14 protein-coding genes are annotated in these 15,927 nt (G+C 56.8%); 8 read left to right on the forward strand and 6 right to left on the reverse strand.

Annotated features, from left to right (window positions below):
- Positions 1-26: 26 nt before the first annotated feature.
- From yhfZ to ACREYP_RS00975, 8 genes are all read left to right on the forward strand, one after another.
- Positions 27-932, forward strand: coding sequence for a GntR family transcriptional regulator YhfZ (gene yhfZ, locus ACREYP_RS00940; RefSeq protein WP_336819077.1), 906 nt, complete (start codon positions 27-29; stop codon positions 930-932).
- 14 nt (positions 933-946) lie between these two features.
- Positions 947-1,303 (forward strand): hypothetical protein, encoded by a 357-nt coding sequence (locus ACREYP_RS00945; protein ID WP_008457820.1) that lies wholly within the window; start codon positions 947-949, stop codon positions 1,301-1,303.
- 88 nt (positions 1,304-1,391) lie between these two features.
- Positions 1,392-2,564, forward strand: a complete 1,173-nt coding sequence (locus ACREYP_RS00950) for a YhfX family PLP-dependent enzyme (RefSeq protein WP_008457809.1) — start codon at positions 1,392-1,394, stop codon at positions 2,562-2,564.
- Entirely contained in the window at positions 2,557-3,801 is a 1,245-nt protein-coding gene (locus ACREYP_RS00955) for a phosphopentomutase (RefSeq protein WP_336819078.1), read from the forward strand. The genes ACREYP_RS00950 and ACREYP_RS00955 overlap by 8 nt, the downstream gene beginning before the upstream one ends.
- Positions 3,788-4,678, forward strand: a complete 891-nt coding sequence (locus tag ACREYP_RS00960; protein ID WP_008457803.1) for a phosphotriesterase-related protein — start codon at positions 3,788-3,790, stop codon at positions 4,676-4,678. Before ACREYP_RS00955 ends, ACREYP_RS00960 begins: the two co-directional genes overlap by 14 nt.
- Positions 4,679-4,687: 9 nt before the next feature.
- Entirely contained in the window at positions 4,688-5,041 is a 354-nt protein-coding gene (locus ACREYP_RS00965) for a DUF2620 domain-containing protein (protein ID WP_008457802.1), read from the forward strand.
- Between the two features lie 10 nt (positions 5,042-5,051).
- The gene (locus ACREYP_RS00970) at positions 5,052-6,356 is read left to right on the forward strand and encodes a YhfT family protein (protein ID WP_008457800.1); all 1,305 of its coding nucleotides are present in this window, start codon (positions 5,052-5,054) and stop codon (positions 6,354-6,356) included.
- Positions 6,357-6,365: 9 nt separating this feature from the next.
- The gene (locus ACREYP_RS00975; RefSeq protein ID WP_166994629.1) at positions 6,366-7,457 is read left to right on the forward strand and encodes a PLP-dependent transferase; all 1,092 of its coding nucleotides are present in this window, start codon (positions 6,366-6,368) and stop codon (positions 7,455-7,457) included.
- 27 nt (positions 7,458-7,484) lie between these two features.
- Here the strand turns inward: ACREYP_RS00975 and cysG are convergent, their stop codons facing one another.
- From cysG to ACREYP_RS01005, 6 genes are all read right to left on the reverse strand, one after another.
- The gene (gene cysG, locus ACREYP_RS00980) at positions 7,485-8,858 is read right to left on the reverse strand and encodes a siroheme synthase CysG (RefSeq protein WP_336819079.1); all 1,374 of its coding nucleotides are present in this window, start codon (positions 8,856-8,858) and stop codon (positions 7,485-7,487) included.
- Between the two features lie 13 nt (positions 8,859-8,871).
- Positions 8,872-9,678 carry a nitrite transporter NirC gene (nirC, locus tag ACREYP_RS00985; protein ID WP_008457795.1) on the reverse strand — a complete coding sequence of 269 codons (807 nt, stop codon included), beginning with the start codon at positions 9,676-9,678 and terminating at the stop codon, positions 8,872-8,874.
- A 154-nt stretch (positions 9,679-9,832) separates the two neighbouring features.
- Positions 9,833-10,159: a nitrite reductase small subunit NirD gene (nirD, locus tag ACREYP_RS00990; protein WP_008457053.1), complete on the reverse strand. Its 327-nt coding sequence runs from the start codon at positions 10,157-10,159 to the stop codon at positions 9,833-9,835.
- On the reverse strand, positions 10,156-12,705 hold the full coding sequence (nirB, locus tag ACREYP_RS00995) for a nitrite reductase large subunit NirB (protein WP_008457055.1): 2,550 nt from the start codon (positions 12,703-12,705) through the stop codon (positions 10,156-10,158). The genes nirD and nirB overlap by 4 nt, the downstream gene beginning before the upstream one ends.
- A gap of 177 nt (positions 12,706-12,882) precedes the next feature.
- Complete coding sequence (locus ACREYP_RS01000) at positions 12,883-13,773, reverse strand: LysR family transcriptional regulator (protein ID WP_336819080.1); 891 nt, start codon at positions 13,771-13,773, stop codon at positions 12,883-12,885.
- A 71-nt stretch (positions 13,774-13,844) separates the two neighbouring features.
- Entirely contained in the window at positions 13,845-15,911 is a 2,067-nt protein-coding gene (locus ACREYP_RS01005; RefSeq protein WP_336819081.1) for a 2Fe-2S iron-sulfur cluster-binding protein, read from the reverse strand.
- Positions 15,912-15,927: the final 16 nt, after the last annotated feature.

The raw sequence follows: 15,927 nt of genomic DNA on the forward strand, positions 1-15,927 counted from the left end.
TTCATTCAATAAATTGAAGATAACCGATGAGCCGCAGCTTTATTAAAAAAGAGGGCGTTGCCCAGTCCAGCCTGGCCCGTTATTTACTGGGTGAGAAATGTGGTAACAGGTTGAAAACCATAGATGAATTAGCTGGTGAATGCGGCTTTTCCGTTGGCCTGACGCAGGCCGCGTTGAAGACGCTGGAGAAGGCCGGGGCCGTGAGCGTTGAGCGCCGTGGCCGCAACGGCAGCTACCTGCTGAGCATGGATAACAAAGCCCTATTGGCGTTCGCGGACATCGGCAATGTAGTGTGTGCTATGCCGCTGCCGTACACCCGGCTTTATGAAGGGCTTGCCAGCGGTCTGAAGGCGCAGTTTGACGGGATCCCGTTTTATTATGCCCATATGCGTGGGTCGGATGTTCGCGTGGAATGTCTGCTGAATGGCGTTTATGACCTGGCCGTCGTGTCCAGGCTGGCAGCGGACAGCTACCTCAGCAACCCGGATCTTTTTATCGCGCTGGCGCTGGGGCCGCACACATACGTGGGCGAGCACAAGCTGATTTGCCGCGCCGGGCAGCAGGAGAGCATCCGCCGTATTGGGATTGATCCTCGTTCGGCGGATCAGCGCATCATGACGGATGTGTATTTCTCCGGGCAGGATGTGGAATTGCTTGATGTGTCGTACCACGAGTGTCTGCACAGAATCGCGAAGGGCAGCGTGGATGCGGTGATTTGGAACGTCAGCAACGAAGCCGATTTGACGGCACTGGGGCTGACTGCCCTCCCGTTAAGCGGGGACAAATGCTTCCTGACGGCATCGGAAGCGGTGGTGCTGACGCGAAGTGAAGATATCCCTATTCAGCAATTGCTGAGAACGGTGGTGGATAAGAATGCCCTGCTGGCGCATCAGCAAAGCGTGCTGAGCGGTGAACAGGAACCAAGCTATTGACAGAGGTAATCAGTATGGAAGACCGGCTCAATCTGCTCTGTGAGGCAGGCGTCATCGACCGGGATATTTGTGATGGCATGAAAGTGGTTGTGACGCAGCTGGAGACCCACTGGGCTATTCCGCTGCAGAACGATCAGGGGGCAATGGCCATCACCCACATGGCTAACGCGCTGATGCGCAGCCGCCGTGGGGAAGAGGTGAACCCACTGGATGAAGAGCTGTTGGCGGAGATTAAAACCGACAGCGTCTTTGGTGATGTTGAGCAGGCCCACCACGCATTGCTGGCGCCGTTCAACGTGCAGCTGCATCCGAACGAAGAAGGGTATCTGCTGGCTAACCTGTTCAGCCTGTGGCTGATTCATAAGGGCTAACGGATTTATTTGCAGCGTTTTTTCTTAGCTTAAATATTCAAAAAAATGATTATTTAAGAGGTTTATTTATCAGGTCGCGAGGCAAGGCATGTTTATTGAGGCACTCAAGGCACAGAACCCGGCGTTGATTGATGCGGCCAGAACGCTTTGGCGGCAGGGCGCGGTACTTCCCGATACCTGGATTATCGATGTCGATCAGGTTCTGGAGAACGGCCGGAAACTGCTCGCGGCCGCGCAGAAGCACGGCATCACGCTCTACTTTATGACCAAGCAAATCGGGCGTAATCCCTGGCTTGCCAACAAGCTGATTGAGTTGGGCTTTAAAGGCGCCGTGGCCGTTGATTTTAAAGAAGCCCGCACGCTGCGTGAAGCCAATGTGCCCGTCTCACATGTGGGCCATCTGGTGCAGGTGCCGGTGGCCCTGGTCGAAGAGAATGTGAACGGCGAGACGGAAATCATCACACTTTTCTCGCTGGAAAAAGCCCGCGAAGTGTCCGATGCCGCGCTGGCGAGCGGGCGTGTTCAGGCTGTAATGCTGAAGGTATTCGCCGAGTACGACCGACTTTACCCGGGCCAGGAAGCTGGTTTTCCGCTCGGTGAGCTGGACGGCGTGGTACGTGCCATTCGCGCAATGCCGGGCATTCGGCTTGCCGGGCTGACGCATTTCCCCTGTCTGCTCTGGAACGAAGAGCAGCAACAGACGCAGCCAACCCGCAATTTGATGACGCTGCTGAAGGCGCGGGACTTGCTGCACGAACAGGGGATTGAGATCGAGCAAATCAACGCGCCGTCGGCCTCAAGCTGCAGCACTTTCTCCATTCTGGCCGAGCACGGAGTAACTCATGCCGAACCGGGCCACGCGCTGACCGGCACCATTCCGGCGAACCAGCATGGCGATCAGCCCGAGGCGATAGCCATGCTCTATCTGACAGAAGTTTCCCATCAGTTTCAGGGCAAAAGCTATTGCTTCGGCGGGGGATATTATCGTCGCGGGCATGCGCAGAATGCGCTGGTGTTCAGCCGCGATGTGCAGCCCGAGCAGGCGCGATTGCTGCCGCCAGACAACACCAGCATTGATTATCACCTGGCGCTGGAGGGCGGCTATCCCGTTGGCAGCCCGGTGGTGATGTGCTTCCGCACGCAGATTTTTGTCACCCGCAGCGATGTGGCGCTGGTGTCCGGCATCCAGAGCGGGAACCCGGTGCTCGAGGCGCTGTACGACAGCCTTGGGCATCCGATTCCGGGAGGTCAACATGAGTAAGTTTCTGGTGCTGGTCATAGACAGCTTCGGCGTGGGCGCAATGGACGATGTACCGGACGTCAGGCCGCAGGACATCGGCGCGAATACCTGCGGACATATCCTGCAGCACTTTCCCGACCTGCGTTTACCCACGCTTGAGAAGCTGGGCCTGATTAACGCGCTGGGCTTTACGGCCAATGTGATGCTGCCGAACGCCGATGCCGCGTATGGCACAGCCGCACTGCAGCATGAAGGCGGGGACACTTTTATGGGGCACCAGGAAATTTTGGGCACAAGGCCACAAACGCCACTCCGTATGCCGTTTTCTGCAGTGATCGACGACGTAGAACGTGAACTGGCTGACGCTGGCTGGCAGGTTGAACGCAGAGGTGGCGAGCTGCAGTTTCTGTGGGTAAATCAGGCTGTCGCCGTGGGAGATAACCTTGAGGCCGATCCTGGACAGGTGTTTAACATCAGCGCCAATCTCAGCACCATACCGTTTGAGCAGGTACGCGCCATTGGTGAAGTCGTGCGCCGCTGCGTCAAAGTGGGTCGGGTCATTGCCTTTGGTGGCTTGCTTGAGAGCAGCGAGCAGCTGATTAACGCCGCGGAAGAGAAACAGGGGCTTTATGTCGGCATTAACGCCCCGCGTTCCGGGGTATACAAAAGTGGGTTCCAGGTGGTGCATATGGGCTACGGCGTGGATGCCAGCGTTCAGGCTCCACAGCAGCTGCATCAGGTCGGTGTTAAAACCGTGCTGGTGGGTAAAGTGGCTGATATTGCGATTAACCCGCACGGCATCAGCTACCAGAATCTGGTCGATTCGCAGCGCATTCTTGATATCACCCGGGATGAGCTGAATAAACCTGGCAGCGCCTTTATTTGTACCAACATTCAGGAAACCGATCTGGCGGGCCACGCTGAAGACGTTGCGCGCTACGCCGAGCGGCTTGAGCTGGTAGACAAAAACCTGGCTCTGCTGATGGCCGATATGCAGGTCGGGGATTGCCTGGTCGTCATGGCGGATCACGGAAACGACCCGACGATTGGCCACAGCAAGCACACTCGTGAAAACGTGCCGTTGCTGGTTTGGCAGCCCGGTATAACAGGCACTTATCTGGGCGCACGCGCTACGCTTTCTGATGTCGGCGCCACGGTTTGTGACTTTTTTAGGGCAGCCGCGCCGCAGAACGGAACGTCGTTCCTGCCGCTGCTGAATGTCTCTTCAACAGGTGGAGTGAATCATGACGGGGTATAAGCATATCGATCCATCGGGCTATACCTATGCCCACGAGCATCTTCATATCGATCTTTCCAGCTTCAAGGACAACATCGATTGCCGACTGGATCAGTACGAGCTGATTTGCGGTGAAATGAAGTCACTCTACGCGCAGGGTGTGCGCAATATCATTGAAATGACCAACCGCTACATGGGGCGCAACCCCCAGTTCCTGCTGGATATCATCCGTGATACCGGAATGAACGTGATGGCCTGCACCGGTTACTACCAGCACGATTTCTTCCCGCCGCACGTGGCCACCACGCCGGTTAAAGTGCTGGCGCAGGAGATGATCGATGAAATAGAAATTGGCATCGACGGCACGGCGTTAAAAGCGGGAATCATCGCGGAAATAGGCTCCAGCGTGGACGTTATCACCCCGGTGGAGAAGCGAGTTTTCCAGGCGGCAGCCATCGCGCATCATGAAACCGGCAGGCCGATTTCAACCCATACGTCATTCAGCACCATGGGCCTTGAGCAACTGGCGCTTCTGAAGTCATGGTGCGTGGATCTTTCCCGCGTCACCGTCGGGCACTGCGACCTGAAAGACAATCTGGACAACATCCTGCGGATGATTGATCAGGGCGCCTACGTCCAGTTCGATACCATCGGCAAAAACAGCTATTACCCGGACGAAAAACGCATTGCGATGCTGAGCGCGCTTAAAGATCGCGGACTGCTCGACCACGTCATGCTGTCGATGGACATTACTCGTCGCTCCCATTTGAAAGCGAACGGCGGGCCAGGTTTTAACTATTTGCTTACCACGTTTGTGCCGATGCTGCTGGAGGCCGGTTTCAGCCAGCCAGACGTCGATTTGATGTTACGTGACAACCCCTCTGTCTTTTATAAGTAAGGATTTCCCATGAAAAAGATCGGTGTCGCTGGCCTACAGCGCGAACTCATCAAACAAACCATCGAAACCGCCGCGCCGGGCAGCTTCGAAGTGTTTATCTATAACGACATGGACGCCGCGCTGAAGGTGAAATCCGGCCAGCTTGATTACTACATTGGGGCCTGTAATACCGGGGCAGGTGCGGCATTGTCTATCGCCATCGCGGTGATTGGCTACAACCGCAGCTGCACCATCGCTAAGCCCGGCATTAAAGCGAAAGAAGAGCAAATTGCCCGCCTGGTTTCAGAAGGCAAAGTGGCGTTTGGTCTCTCCGTTGAGCATATCGAGCACGCCATCCCGTTGCTCGTTAATTACTTAAAATAAAGGCATCCGTATGGAATTCTACCTTCACCTTGTTGTTGTTGCCTTGCTGACCGGGATGACGGCTTTACTGGCGCACCGCTCCGCGGCGGTGTTCCATGACGGGATTCGACCGATTCTGCCGCAGCTTATTGAAGGCAATATGAACCGCCGCGAGGCGGGGAGTATCGCTTTCGGCCTGAGCATCGGTTTTGTGGCTTCCGTCGGGATCTCCTTCACCCTGAAAACCGGGCTGCTTAACAGCTGGCTGCTGTTCCTGCCGACCGACATCCTCGGCGTGCTGGCGGCCAACAGCGTGCTGGCGTTTGGGCTGGGTGCCGTTTGGGGGATCCTGATCCTGACCTGCCTGGTGCCGGTCAACCACCTGCTGACCGCGCTGCCGGTAGATGTTCTCGGCTCGTTGGGTGAGCTGAGTTCTCCGGTAGTATCTGCCTTTGCGCTATTCCCGTTGGTCGCGATTTTCTACCAGTTTGGCTGGAAGAACAGCCTGTTCGCGGCGGTGGTTGTGCTGCTGACTCGCGTGCTGGTGGTGCGTTTCTTCCCGCAGCTGAACCCGGAGTCGATCGAGATTTTCGTGGGTATGATTATGCTGCTGGCGATTGCGATTTTTCAGGATCTGCGCTCCCGGGATAAACATGAACACGATGCTCACGGGCAGTCGGTGTTTGAAGAACGGACGTCCCGTATTATCAAGAATTTGCCGTATATCGCCATCGTTGGTGGGCTGATCGCCACCGTTGCCAGCATGAAGCTGTTTGCGGGCAGCGAGGTCTCCATCTTTACGCTGGAAAAAGCCTACAAGGTTGGGCTGGATCCGACCCAGTCTCAAAGCCTGATTGATCAGGCCGCACTGGCTGAGTTTATGCGTGGCCTGGGCTTTGTGCCGATGATTGCCACGACGGCGCTGGCGACCGGCGTTTATGCCGTGGCCGGGTTCACCTTTGTATTCGCCGTCGGCTACCTGATTGCTAACCCGCTACTCGCTTTTGTGGTCGGGGCGCTGGTGATTTCCGCTGAAGTCCTGCTGCTGCGCTCTATCGGGAAATGGCTGGGCCGCTATCCTTCGGTGCGTAACGCCTCGGACAACATCCGCAACGCGATGAACATGCTGATGGAGATGGCGCTGCTGATTGGCTCTATCTTTGCTGCCATCAAAATGGCGGGTTATACCGGCTTCACCCTTGCGACAGCGCTGTACTTCCTGAACGAATCGCTGGGTCGCCCGGTGCAGAAAATGGCCGCGCCGGTTGTGGCGGTGATGATAACCGGCATTGTGTTGAATATTCTGTTCTTCTGCGGCCTGTTTATCCCGGCCTAAGGGGGGTATGTGGAAAGCTGGCCATTGCAAAGCCTGAGCCTGGCTCAGGCCCAGCAGAAGCAGTTCGCCCTGGTGGATATCATCTGCCGGCATTTTCCTGGGGCTGATTTTCTGAGCCTGGGGGATATCGGCCTGGTGCCCGGTCTGAATCAGCCCAGCACCACGCAGCGGGTTGAGGCCGTTCTGGCTGATTTCTTCTCTGCGCCAGCCGCCGCGCTGGTGCAGGGAGCCGGCACCGGGGCTATTCGTAGCGGGCTGGTGGCATTGCTAAACGCTGGCGATAAGCTGCTGATTCATCAGGCTCCGCTGTACCCAACCACGGCGGTTATCGCCGAACAGATGGGGCTCGAGCTGATTCGGTCAGATTTCAATACGTTAAATGATGTGGAAGCCGCTATTGCGGCTCATCGTCCGGCTGCAGCTTTGATTCAGCATTCCCGCCAGACATTGGATGACGCCTATTCATTGGCTGATGTGGTGGCCTGTTTTAATCGCCACGCTTTGCCGTCGCTGGCCGACGATAATTATGCGGTGATGAAGGTCGACAACATCGGCTGCGAGTGTGGAGCCACGCTGTCGACCTTCTCCTGCTTTAAGTTATTCGGCCCGGTGGGCGTTGGCGTTGTGGTCGGTGATAAATCGGCCGTTCAGGCTGTGCGTCAGAGCATGTACTCCGGCGGCAGTCAGGTGCAGGGCTTCCAGGCTATGGAGGTGCTGCGCGGGTTAGTCTTCGCCCCGGTGATGCATGCCGTTCAGGCGCAGGTGAACGATGCGCTGGTTGCGTTATTGTCTCAGGGCGCTGTGCCTCAGGTTAAAAGTGCATTTATCGCCAATGCGCAGTCGAAGGTGCTGCTGGTGGAGTTTCATCGACCTATTGCCGAAAAAGTGTTGGCGGCCGCACAAAAGCTGGGTGCATTACCTTATCCGGTAGGCGCAGAATCTAAGTATGAAATCCCGCCGCTTTTTTATCGGCTTTCCGGGACCTTTAGACAGTCTGAGCCGGAGCTGGAAAAGCGGATGATCCGCATCAACCCGAACCGCAGCGGCGCAGAAACCGTGTTAAGAATTTTGCGGGAAAGCTGTGCAGAGGCAGAAAAGTAAAAGGGAGGCTGGTGCCTCCCTTGGTATTTAATGGTTTGAGAACCAGTTTAGCCTGTCACGAAGGCTCACCACTCGACCTACAATAATCAGCGCCGGGCTGCCAACCTGGGTGGCCAGCTCGCCTAATTGGTTTAGGGTGCCGTCCACAACGCGCTGATTCACCGCCGTGCCGTTTTCTACCAGCGCAACCGGCATGCTCTCTTCCATCCCGTGGGCGATCAACTGCTGCTGAATAGCCGAGGCCTGATTAAGCCCCATGTAAAACACTAGCGTTTGTTTCTCTGCCGCCAGGTTAGCCCAGTCGAGTTCGCCTCCGGTTTTCAAATGGCCGGTGACCAGGCGCACGCTTTGCGCGTAATCCCGGTGAGTAAGCGGAATGCCTGAGTAGGCGGAACAGCCGGAAGCTGCGGTGATCCCCGGCACGACAGAGAACGGAATTCCGCCGTTGCACAGCGTTTCCAGCTCTTCACCGCCGCGCCCGAAGATAAACGGATCGCCGCCTTTCAGGCGAACTACGCGTTTACCTTTTTGCGCCTCCCGCAGCAGGATTTGGTTAATCTCTTCCTGCGGCACGCAGTGGTAGCCCGCCCGCTTGCCGACAAACACGCGGTCTGCATCGCGGCGGACCAGATTCATGATGTCGTCCGACACCAGGCGGTCATAAACTACAACATCGGCCTGCTGAATTTGCTGCAGGCCTTTCAGCGTCAGCAAGCCAGCATCGCCGGGGCCAGCGCCAACCAGCACCACTTCACCGCGGTGATCGAGCGGGGTGGAGAACAGCGATTCCGTCTCTTTTTCAACGGCAAGCTGGTCTTCGTTGGCCAGATACTGCGCCAGGCGATCGTTAGTGAAAAATTTCTCCCAGAAGCGGCGGCGCTCGCCCATGGTGGCAAAAGTTTGTTTCACTCGGCCACGCAGAGTACCTGCAAAAGCGGCGATTTTACCCAGATGCAGTGGCAGGCTGGCTTCCAGCTTTTCGCGCAGCAGTCGGGCCAGAACAGGGGACGTGCCGCCGGAAGAGACGGCGACCATCAGCGGGGAGCGGTCGATAATCGACGGCATAATGAAGCTCGCCTGTTTCGGCGCATCCACCACGTTGCAGAAGATCCGGCGGGATTCAGCGGCGTCGCTAACCTGCTGATTCACCTCATCGTTGTCGGTGGCGGCAATTGCCAGCCAGCTTTCGTCCAGCAGCGTTTCAGAGAACGCCCCTTCGGCCAGCGTCAGCATATTTTGCTCAGCCCACACCCTAAACTGTGGGCTGAATTCGAGGGCGTTAACGGTGATGTGCGCACCTGCCTCCAGCAATAAACGCGCTTTGCGTTCAGCGACATCGCCACCGCCTACCAGCAGGCAGGCGCGGCCACGTAACTGACAAAATATCGGCAGGTGATCCACGGTCAATCCTCAATTAATTACGTGCGGTTTCCGCTGCGCCTGCGGCGGCAGGCTGCGGGCGTTCGGCTTTCGGCGTAGCATACCAATAACCCAGACCCATGAATACCACGCCGGAAAGGGTGTTCCCCAGCGTGACCCACAGCAGGTTATGGCCGATGCCGGACAGCGTGTAAGCCTCGCTATGATGACCAAACCAGGACAGGGCAAACAGCGTCATGTTGGCGATGGAGTGCTCGTAGCCGGAGGCAATAAATGCCAGCAGGCACCACCAGATTGCGATGAACTTCGCCGCCCCTTCGGTGCGAATTGCCATCCAGATTGCCAGGCAAACCAGCCAGTTACACAGCGCCCCTTTAAAGAACAGCACCATCGCTGGTGCAGTGGTTTTTGCCAGCGCGACGGCGTGCACGATACTGGTATCTACCGGTAGCAGACTACCGCCGCCCCAGCTATACAACAGCGCGACAAATACCGAGCCGACCAGGTTGCCCAGCCAGGTTTGCGGCAGAATCGCCCACATCTGGCCGTGAGAGATGGTGCCGGCTTTCACGCCGAAGGTCAGGAACATGGTGTGCCCGGTGAACAGCTCGGAACCGGCGATAATCACCAGCGTCAGGGCGATCCCGAAGGTCGCCCCCATCACCAGCGGACGAATGGCCGGATCGAGTAAATTACCGAGGGTGAAAATCAGGATGATGCCAAGGCCAACGTAGGCCCCAGCCATGGCGGAACTGACCCAGAAGCCCAGAGGATTTGTCTGCGAGAGACGGTTAATGCGCGCGGCATTCGCTGCACACTTATTGATGGTGTCGGTGAACATTTTTGCTATCCCAATGAAGTTAAAAAATAAAAATTAAAAAAAAACTGATTTCCCCTCACCCTAACCCTCTCCCTGGGGAGAGGGGATCGCCGGAGAAGCCTTTGTGACTTTCTCCCTCTCCTGGAGGGAGAGGGCCGGGGTGAGGGCGAATGGATTACGCTTTTATCTGCACCAGCCCGTCCTGCACGCGCGCTTCATAGTGCGGTACGGAACGGCTTTCATCTTCCAGGCACAGGCCGTCCCGCAGGCGGAAGTGCTGCTTTTTCAGCGGGCTGGCAACCCACAGCTCGGCCTGATGTTCTGCAATCAGTCCGCGGGAAAGCACGCTGGCTTCAAAGAACGGGTCGATATTACTGATGGCGTAAACCTGCTCGTCTTTACGCGGGCGGAAAATAGCCACCTGCGCCGAACCGACGAGGGCGCAAACGCCGGTTGCTGGCAGGATATCGTCTAGCTGACAAACGGTTGTCCACTGGCTCATGCGTGTTCCTCCACTTCTACCAGAGTGACCGGAATACGCTCATGCGGCGTGGCCGGACGGTGTTGATCGCGCTCGCTAACAATTTGCACATTCGGGTCGCGCTGCGGGCTGTTGATAAAGTGTTTGAAGCGAACCTGCGCCTGCGGCGTGTTCACAGTTTCCGTCCACTCGCAGATTACTTTTTCGCGCAGGCGGTTAAGCTCCGTTTCAAGCTGATCGTTCAGGCCCAGCTTGTCATCGACAATCACGCTACGCAGGTAATCAATGCCGCCTTCCAGGTTTTCCAGCCAGACGGAAGTACGGGTAAGTTTGTCGGCGGTGCGGATGTAGAACATCATGAAGCGGTCGAGATACTTGATGATGGTGTCGCGGTCGAGGTCCGCCGCCAGCAGGTCCGCATGGCGCGGTTTCATGCCGCCGTTACCACACACATACAGGTTCCAGCCCTTCTCCGTGGCGATAATACCCACGTCTTTGCCCTGCGCTTCCGCACATTCGCGGGTACAGCCGGAGACACCAAACTTCATTTTGTGTGGGGTGCGGATGCCTTTGTAGCGGTTTTCCAGCTCGACGCCAAAGCCTACGCTGTCGCCTACGCCGTAGCGGCACCAGGTGCTGCCGACGCAGGTTTTCGCCATACGCAACGCTTTGGCATAGGCGTGGCCGGTTTCGAACCCGGCTTCAATCAGCTGACGCCAGATTTCTGGCAAATCGTCCTTTTGTGCGCCGAACAGGCCGATGCGCTGAGAGCCGGTGATTTTGGTATACAGGTTGTATTCGCGGGCGATACGACCCACTTCCATCAGTCCCTCAGGCGTGATTTCGCCGCCTGCCGAGCGCGGGATCACCGAGTAGGTGCCGTCTTTCTGAATGTTGCCGAGGAAGTTATCGTTGGTGTCCTGCAGCGGCGTCAGCTCAGGCTGCAGGACGTAGTCGTTCCAGCAGGAAGCCAGCAGCGAACCCACGGTGGGTTTACACACTTCGCAGCCGTAACCCTTGCCGTATTTGTGCAGCAGCTGGTCGAAGGATTTGATTCCTTCCACGCGGATCAGGTGGTACAGCTCCTGGCGCGAGAAGGCAAAGTGTTCGCACAGGTTGTTGTTCACTTCGATACCGGCTTTGGCCAGCTCGGCGTTCAGCACCTGAGTCACCAGCGGGATACAGCCACCGCAGCCGGTCCCTGCCTTGGTTTCGGCCTTCAGCGCCGCCACGGTGTGGCAGCCTTTGTTGATGGCTTTGATCAGGTCGCCTTTGGTGACGTCAAAGCAGGAGCAGATCTGCGCGCTTTCCGGCAGCTTATCGACGCCGATAGACGGTTTGCCGCTGCTGGCGTGTGCCGGCAGGATCAGCGCATCCGGGTTTTCCGGCAGCTCAATTGCGTTCAGCACCAGCTGCAGCAGGTTGCCGTAGTCGCTGGTGTCGCCCACCAGTACGGCACCAAGCAGGGTTTTATTGTCTTCGCTAACTACCAGGCGCTTGTAAACCTCTTTGCTTTCATCGAGGTAAACGTAGCTGCGGGCGTTAGGCGTGCGGGCGTGCGCATCGCCAATGCCGCCGACATCAACGCCGAGCAGTTTCAGCTTGGCGCTCATGTCGGCGCCTTCAAAGGTGTTTTCCGTGCCGAGCAGGTGGTCGGCCGTGACCTGAGCCATTTTATAACCCGGCGCAACTAGCCCAAAAACGCGGTTATTCCAGCTGGCACACTCCCCGATGGCATAAATATCCGGATCGGAAGTCTGGCACTTATCGTTGATGGTGATCCCGCCGCGCTGGGCCGTTTCGAGCCCGCATTGCGTAGCCAGCTTGTCCTGCGGACGAATACCGGTGGAGAAGACGATGAAATCCACTTCCAGCTCGCTGCCGTCAGCAAAACGCATTGTTTTACGGGCTTCAGTGCCCTGCTGGACGATTTCCTGGGTGTTTTTGCCGGTATGCACACGCACGCCCATGCGCTCGATTTTGCTGCGCAGTTGTTCGCCGCCCATGCGGTCAAGCTGCTCGGCCATCAACATTGGCGCGAATTCGATAACGTGGGTTTCCACGCCAAGGTTTTTCAGCGCCCCGGCCGCTTCCAGCCCCAGAAGGCCACCGCCGACGACGGCCCCGCGTTTGCTGCGGCGGGCGCAGGACTCAATGGCATTAAGGTCTTCGATGGTGCGGTAAACGAAGCAGTCCTGGGTTTCAGAGCCTTTAATCGGCGGGATCCACGGGTAAGAACCTGTCGCCATCACCAGTTTGTCGTAATAAACGGTGCGGCCGGTATTGGAATGGATCACTTTTTCCTGGCGATTGATGGTGATGGCACGTTCGCCAACCAGCACTTTTACGCCATGTTTTTCGTAGTAGCCGTCGCGGACAAGGGAGAGTTCTTCAGCGGTATGATGGGAGAAATAAGAAGAAAGGTGTACGCGATCGTAGGCTTTACGCGGCTCTTCACAAAATACGGTGATGTCGAACTGGTCCGGCGGGGCCTTATCAAGTAAGTCTTCGATAAAGCGATGGCCAACCATGCCATTACCGATAACTGCGATTCTGACTTTGCTCATAATTGCCTCAATTTCTTTTCTATTACCGCCTACCTTAACGATTCAGCTGTGGTGATTATTGATGCAAATCAAATGCGCCTTTATATACCCATTAAGAGGTATATCATTGATTTTGATGTGCTTTTGTAAGTTATGGAATTGTCTGGTTTTCCGCCAGTAGCAGGCGTTAGAGGATATTCAGTTCAGCAAAGGGTTCGCGCGGAGCCGGGCAACAATCAAGTCAACAAAAGTGCGTACTTTGGCGGAAGCGTGGCGGCCTTCGGTATGCACCACATGTATGGGGAGTGGCTCAAGCTCGTATTCGCTCAGTACGATTTGCAGTTCCCCCTCGTGCAGGGCTGGCGCTATCTGATAATCCAGGACTCGCGTCAGCCCCCAGCCTGCTTTTGCGGTGGCAATCGATGACTCGTTGTTGTTGCACTGGAGCGCGGCGTTGATCATGACGCGTTGTTCACCCGCAAAGCGCCACTCCGGTGAGGCCCAGGCACTGGCCGAAGAGACAATACGGTGGTTTTTGAGGTCCGCAGGTGTCAACGGTGTGCCATTTTTTTCCAGGTAACCTGGGGAAGCGCAAACGACCCGGCGCACGGTGCCGACTTTGGTTGCCGTCAGCCCTGAATCGGGCAAATGCCCAATGCGAACGGCGACATCGATTCCTTCTTCGATGATGTTTACCTGGCGATCAACGAACAGTGACCGGGCGCGCATGGTTGGCCACGCATCAAGATAATCAGTGATCGCCGGCAAGACGAATTTCTGGCCGAACAGCACAGAGGCGGTAACCGTCAGGATCCCAGATGGCGTGGCATAGGAGCCTGCCGCTGCCGCCTCGGCTTCCTCTATGCTGGTGAGAATCGTGCGGCAGTCGTTGAGATATCGCAGGCCAGGTTCGGTCAGCTTCACTGTGCGAGTGGTGCGGATAAACAGTCGGGTTCCGATGACCTCTTCCAGGGCAGTAATCGCACGTGTGACCACTGGCGCACTGATATGGAGCTGGCGTGCCGCAGCGGCAAAACTCTCGGTTTCTGCGACTTTGACGAAAATTTTCATCGCCTGCCAACGATCCATGCGCAACCTCATCACCTGCCTGAAAGGAATTTCAGTATCGGGTATTCGCCGGGTATGGCGCAATCCCGGTATTACAGCTCAAGCTGAATGCGGTTTTCTTCTCCCGCAGGCAGCTGCGCCGGAACTGCGCAGCAAATCAGGACCTCATCATCTGCCGTGCTTGCGGACGGTATTTTCGGGTAGGTGACTGAGCCTTTAAGGAGTTTAGTCCGGCAGGTTCCGCAGTGGCCTTCCCGGCAGCTGAATTCCGGACTTAATCCGCGGGCTTCGGCCAAGTCTAAAAGCGAACCTGAATCCGGCATCCAGCGAGCCTCTTTTAGCGATTGCATAAAAGCAACTGGCACGGGGCTGGTGGCCGGAGGCAGGGCGTCAGATTTTGGCATTTGGCTGGCTGTGGTGCGAACCAACGCTGAGGGACCAAAGGCTTCGGCATGGATTCTGTCATCGCCGATGTTGTATTTCCGCAGTCCGTCATAGAGAGATTGGGTGAACGCCGCCGGGCCGCAAATATAGAAATCGTAGTCGTTAAACTGCAGACGGCTCGTGAGCAGCGACATATCAATATGACCATGCACGTCATAGTCTTTATCTGGCCGGGCATCGCCTGGCTGGCTGAGGACGCGAATCGCCTGCACGGCGCCTTTAGCCGCCGCGACCAGTTCGCCAATCTCGTGAGTAAAAGGTAAATCTTCCAGCTGTCTTGATGCCTGGAACAAAAAGGTTTGTCGAATACGTTGTTTGCGTAACCCTTCATAGACAATGTGCCGCAGCATGGCGAGCATCGGGGTAATGCCGACGCCGCCTGCCAACAGGACGGCCGGACGTGGCTCGTGGGCATTCAGAGTGAAATTACCCGCCGGAGCTCGGACGTCAATGCTATCGCCAATGGAAACGCTGTCGTGCAAGTGCCGGGAGACACTTCCGTCCCGCTTAACGCTGATGCGGTAAAAAGCATCTGAGGGAGCCGAGGAAAGTGTGTAAGTGCGGATAACCGGCGCCTCTGCGCCATCAGGCTTCACGCGAATGGGTAAATGCTGCCCGGCGAGATGAGGCAGCAGGCCAGCATCGTCGTCAGGTTGAAGATAGAAAGATCGAATCGAGCGGCTCTCATCCTCAATCTTCGCCACGCGAAAAGGCCGCCAGCGGGTGGCGAGTTCCGTCGCTTTCAGGCGGTTGCTGGCTGCCTGCCAGTCTCCGGTCATCAGCGAATGAGGAGAAAGCCCCTCGGCTTCAAACTTCCAGCGCAGCGCCAGCGCGTTGCGGCGGCGTACAACCCGACGGGCTTTAAACGTCCATAGCCGTTCTGCGCCCTGGAAGGCGGCGATTTCCGGTGAGTCCAGAATGACTTTTGCTTCGCCGGTCATTTGCAGCATGTCGCCGGTGTTAAAGTCCACGAACAGCAGGCCAGCCTGGCCGTTAAGCAGGATGTTACCGAGCGTGGCAAAAAAGAGATTGCCGTTGAAATCGGGAATGGTCAGCGTGCCGTCGTCGCCGACCCGGATGAAGCCCGGTTTGCCGCCGCGGTGGGAAACGTCGGCCTGTCGCTTACCTTCTCTTCCGGCCCAGGAAGCGACAAAAAAGGCATCAGCTGCCTGAATCATTGCGCTTGCTTCAGCGTCCAGCCCCGGAAGGGTCTCTACCGTACCACCTGCATGACTACCGGGCGCGCGGCTAAAAGTGAACTCGCGGAGCTGAATATAGCGCGGGCAGTTGCCAAAGCTTTGGTCGACCTCGACCTGAAAACCGTTGTCCGTTTGCAGGAGCGTGCCGTTCATCCGGTTACGCCGCCGGGTATGAAGCTCGATTCCCAGCAGGCCAATGGAGGCGCGATCCCGTATTCCTTCGGCGGCCGGATCTTCCGTTGTCAACGACGCCGCAATTGTCAGACGGGTCGACGTCGGAGATGTGATAAAACCGGGATCGCCTTCCAGAAGTGTTGCCCACGCTTCACCATTCTGAGAGATGCTGCCGATGACGATAAAAGGCAGCTGAGCGTAGAAGTCACGATGCTGCTCGGGCATGTGATCGCGTATCACTCGCTGGCCTACCTCCGCCATGCGTTCGGTTACGCCGACCTTGTCCTGAAGGAATATTTCACCTTCATGCCAGACGGACTTCTTCGCCAGCTTATCGCTCATTTATTTGCTCTCCCCG

This window comes from Enterobacter sp. TMH.L2, assembly GCF_050847315.1.
Taxonomy (GTDB): domain Bacteria; phylum Pseudomonadota; class Gammaproteobacteria; order Enterobacterales; family Enterobacteriaceae; genus Cedecea.

Coding starts and splice junctions, on each gene's coding strand:
- yhfZ (WP_336819077.1), top strand. CDS start 27: ATGAGCCGCAGCTTTATTAAAAAAGAGGGCGTTGCCCAGTCCAGCCTG.
- ACREYP_RS00945 (WP_008457820.1), top strand. CDS start 947: ATGGAAGACCGGCTCAATCTGCTCTGTGAGGCAGGCGTCATCGACCGG.
- ACREYP_RS00950 (WP_008457809.1), top strand. CDS start 1,392: ATGTTTATTGAGGCACTCAAGGCACAGAACCCGGCGTTGATTGATGCG.
- ACREYP_RS00955 (WP_336819078.1), top strand. CDS start 2,557: ATGAGTAAGTTTCTGGTGCTGGTCATAGACAGCTTCGGCGTGGGCGCA.
- ACREYP_RS00960 (WP_008457803.1), top strand. CDS start 3,788: ATGACGGGGTATAAGCATATCGATCCATCGGGCTATACCTATGCCCAC.
- ACREYP_RS00965 (WP_008457802.1), top strand. CDS start 4,688: ATGAAAAAGATCGGTGTCGCTGGCCTACAGCGCGAACTCATCAAACAA.
- ACREYP_RS00970 (WP_008457800.1), top strand. CDS start 5,052: ATGGAATTCTACCTTCACCTTGTTGTTGTTGCCTTGCTGACCGGGATG.
- nirC (WP_008457795.1), bottom strand. CDS start 9,678: ATGTTCACCGACACCATCAATAAGTGTGCAGCGAATGCCGCGCGCATT.
- nirD (WP_008457053.1), bottom strand. CDS start 10,159: ATGAGCCAGTGGACAACCGTTTGTCAGCTAGACGATATCCTGCCAGCA.
- nirB (WP_008457055.1), bottom strand. CDS start 12,705: ATGAGCAAAGTCAGAATCGCAGTTATCGGTAATGGCATGGTTGGCCAT.
- ACREYP_RS01000 (WP_336819080.1), bottom strand. CDS start 13,773: ATGGATCGTTGGCAGGCGATGAAAATTTTCGTCAAAGTCGCAGAAACC.
- ACREYP_RS01005 (WP_336819081.1), bottom strand. CDS start 15,911: ATGAGCGATAAGCTGGCGAAGAAGTCCGTCTGGCATGAAGGTGAAATA.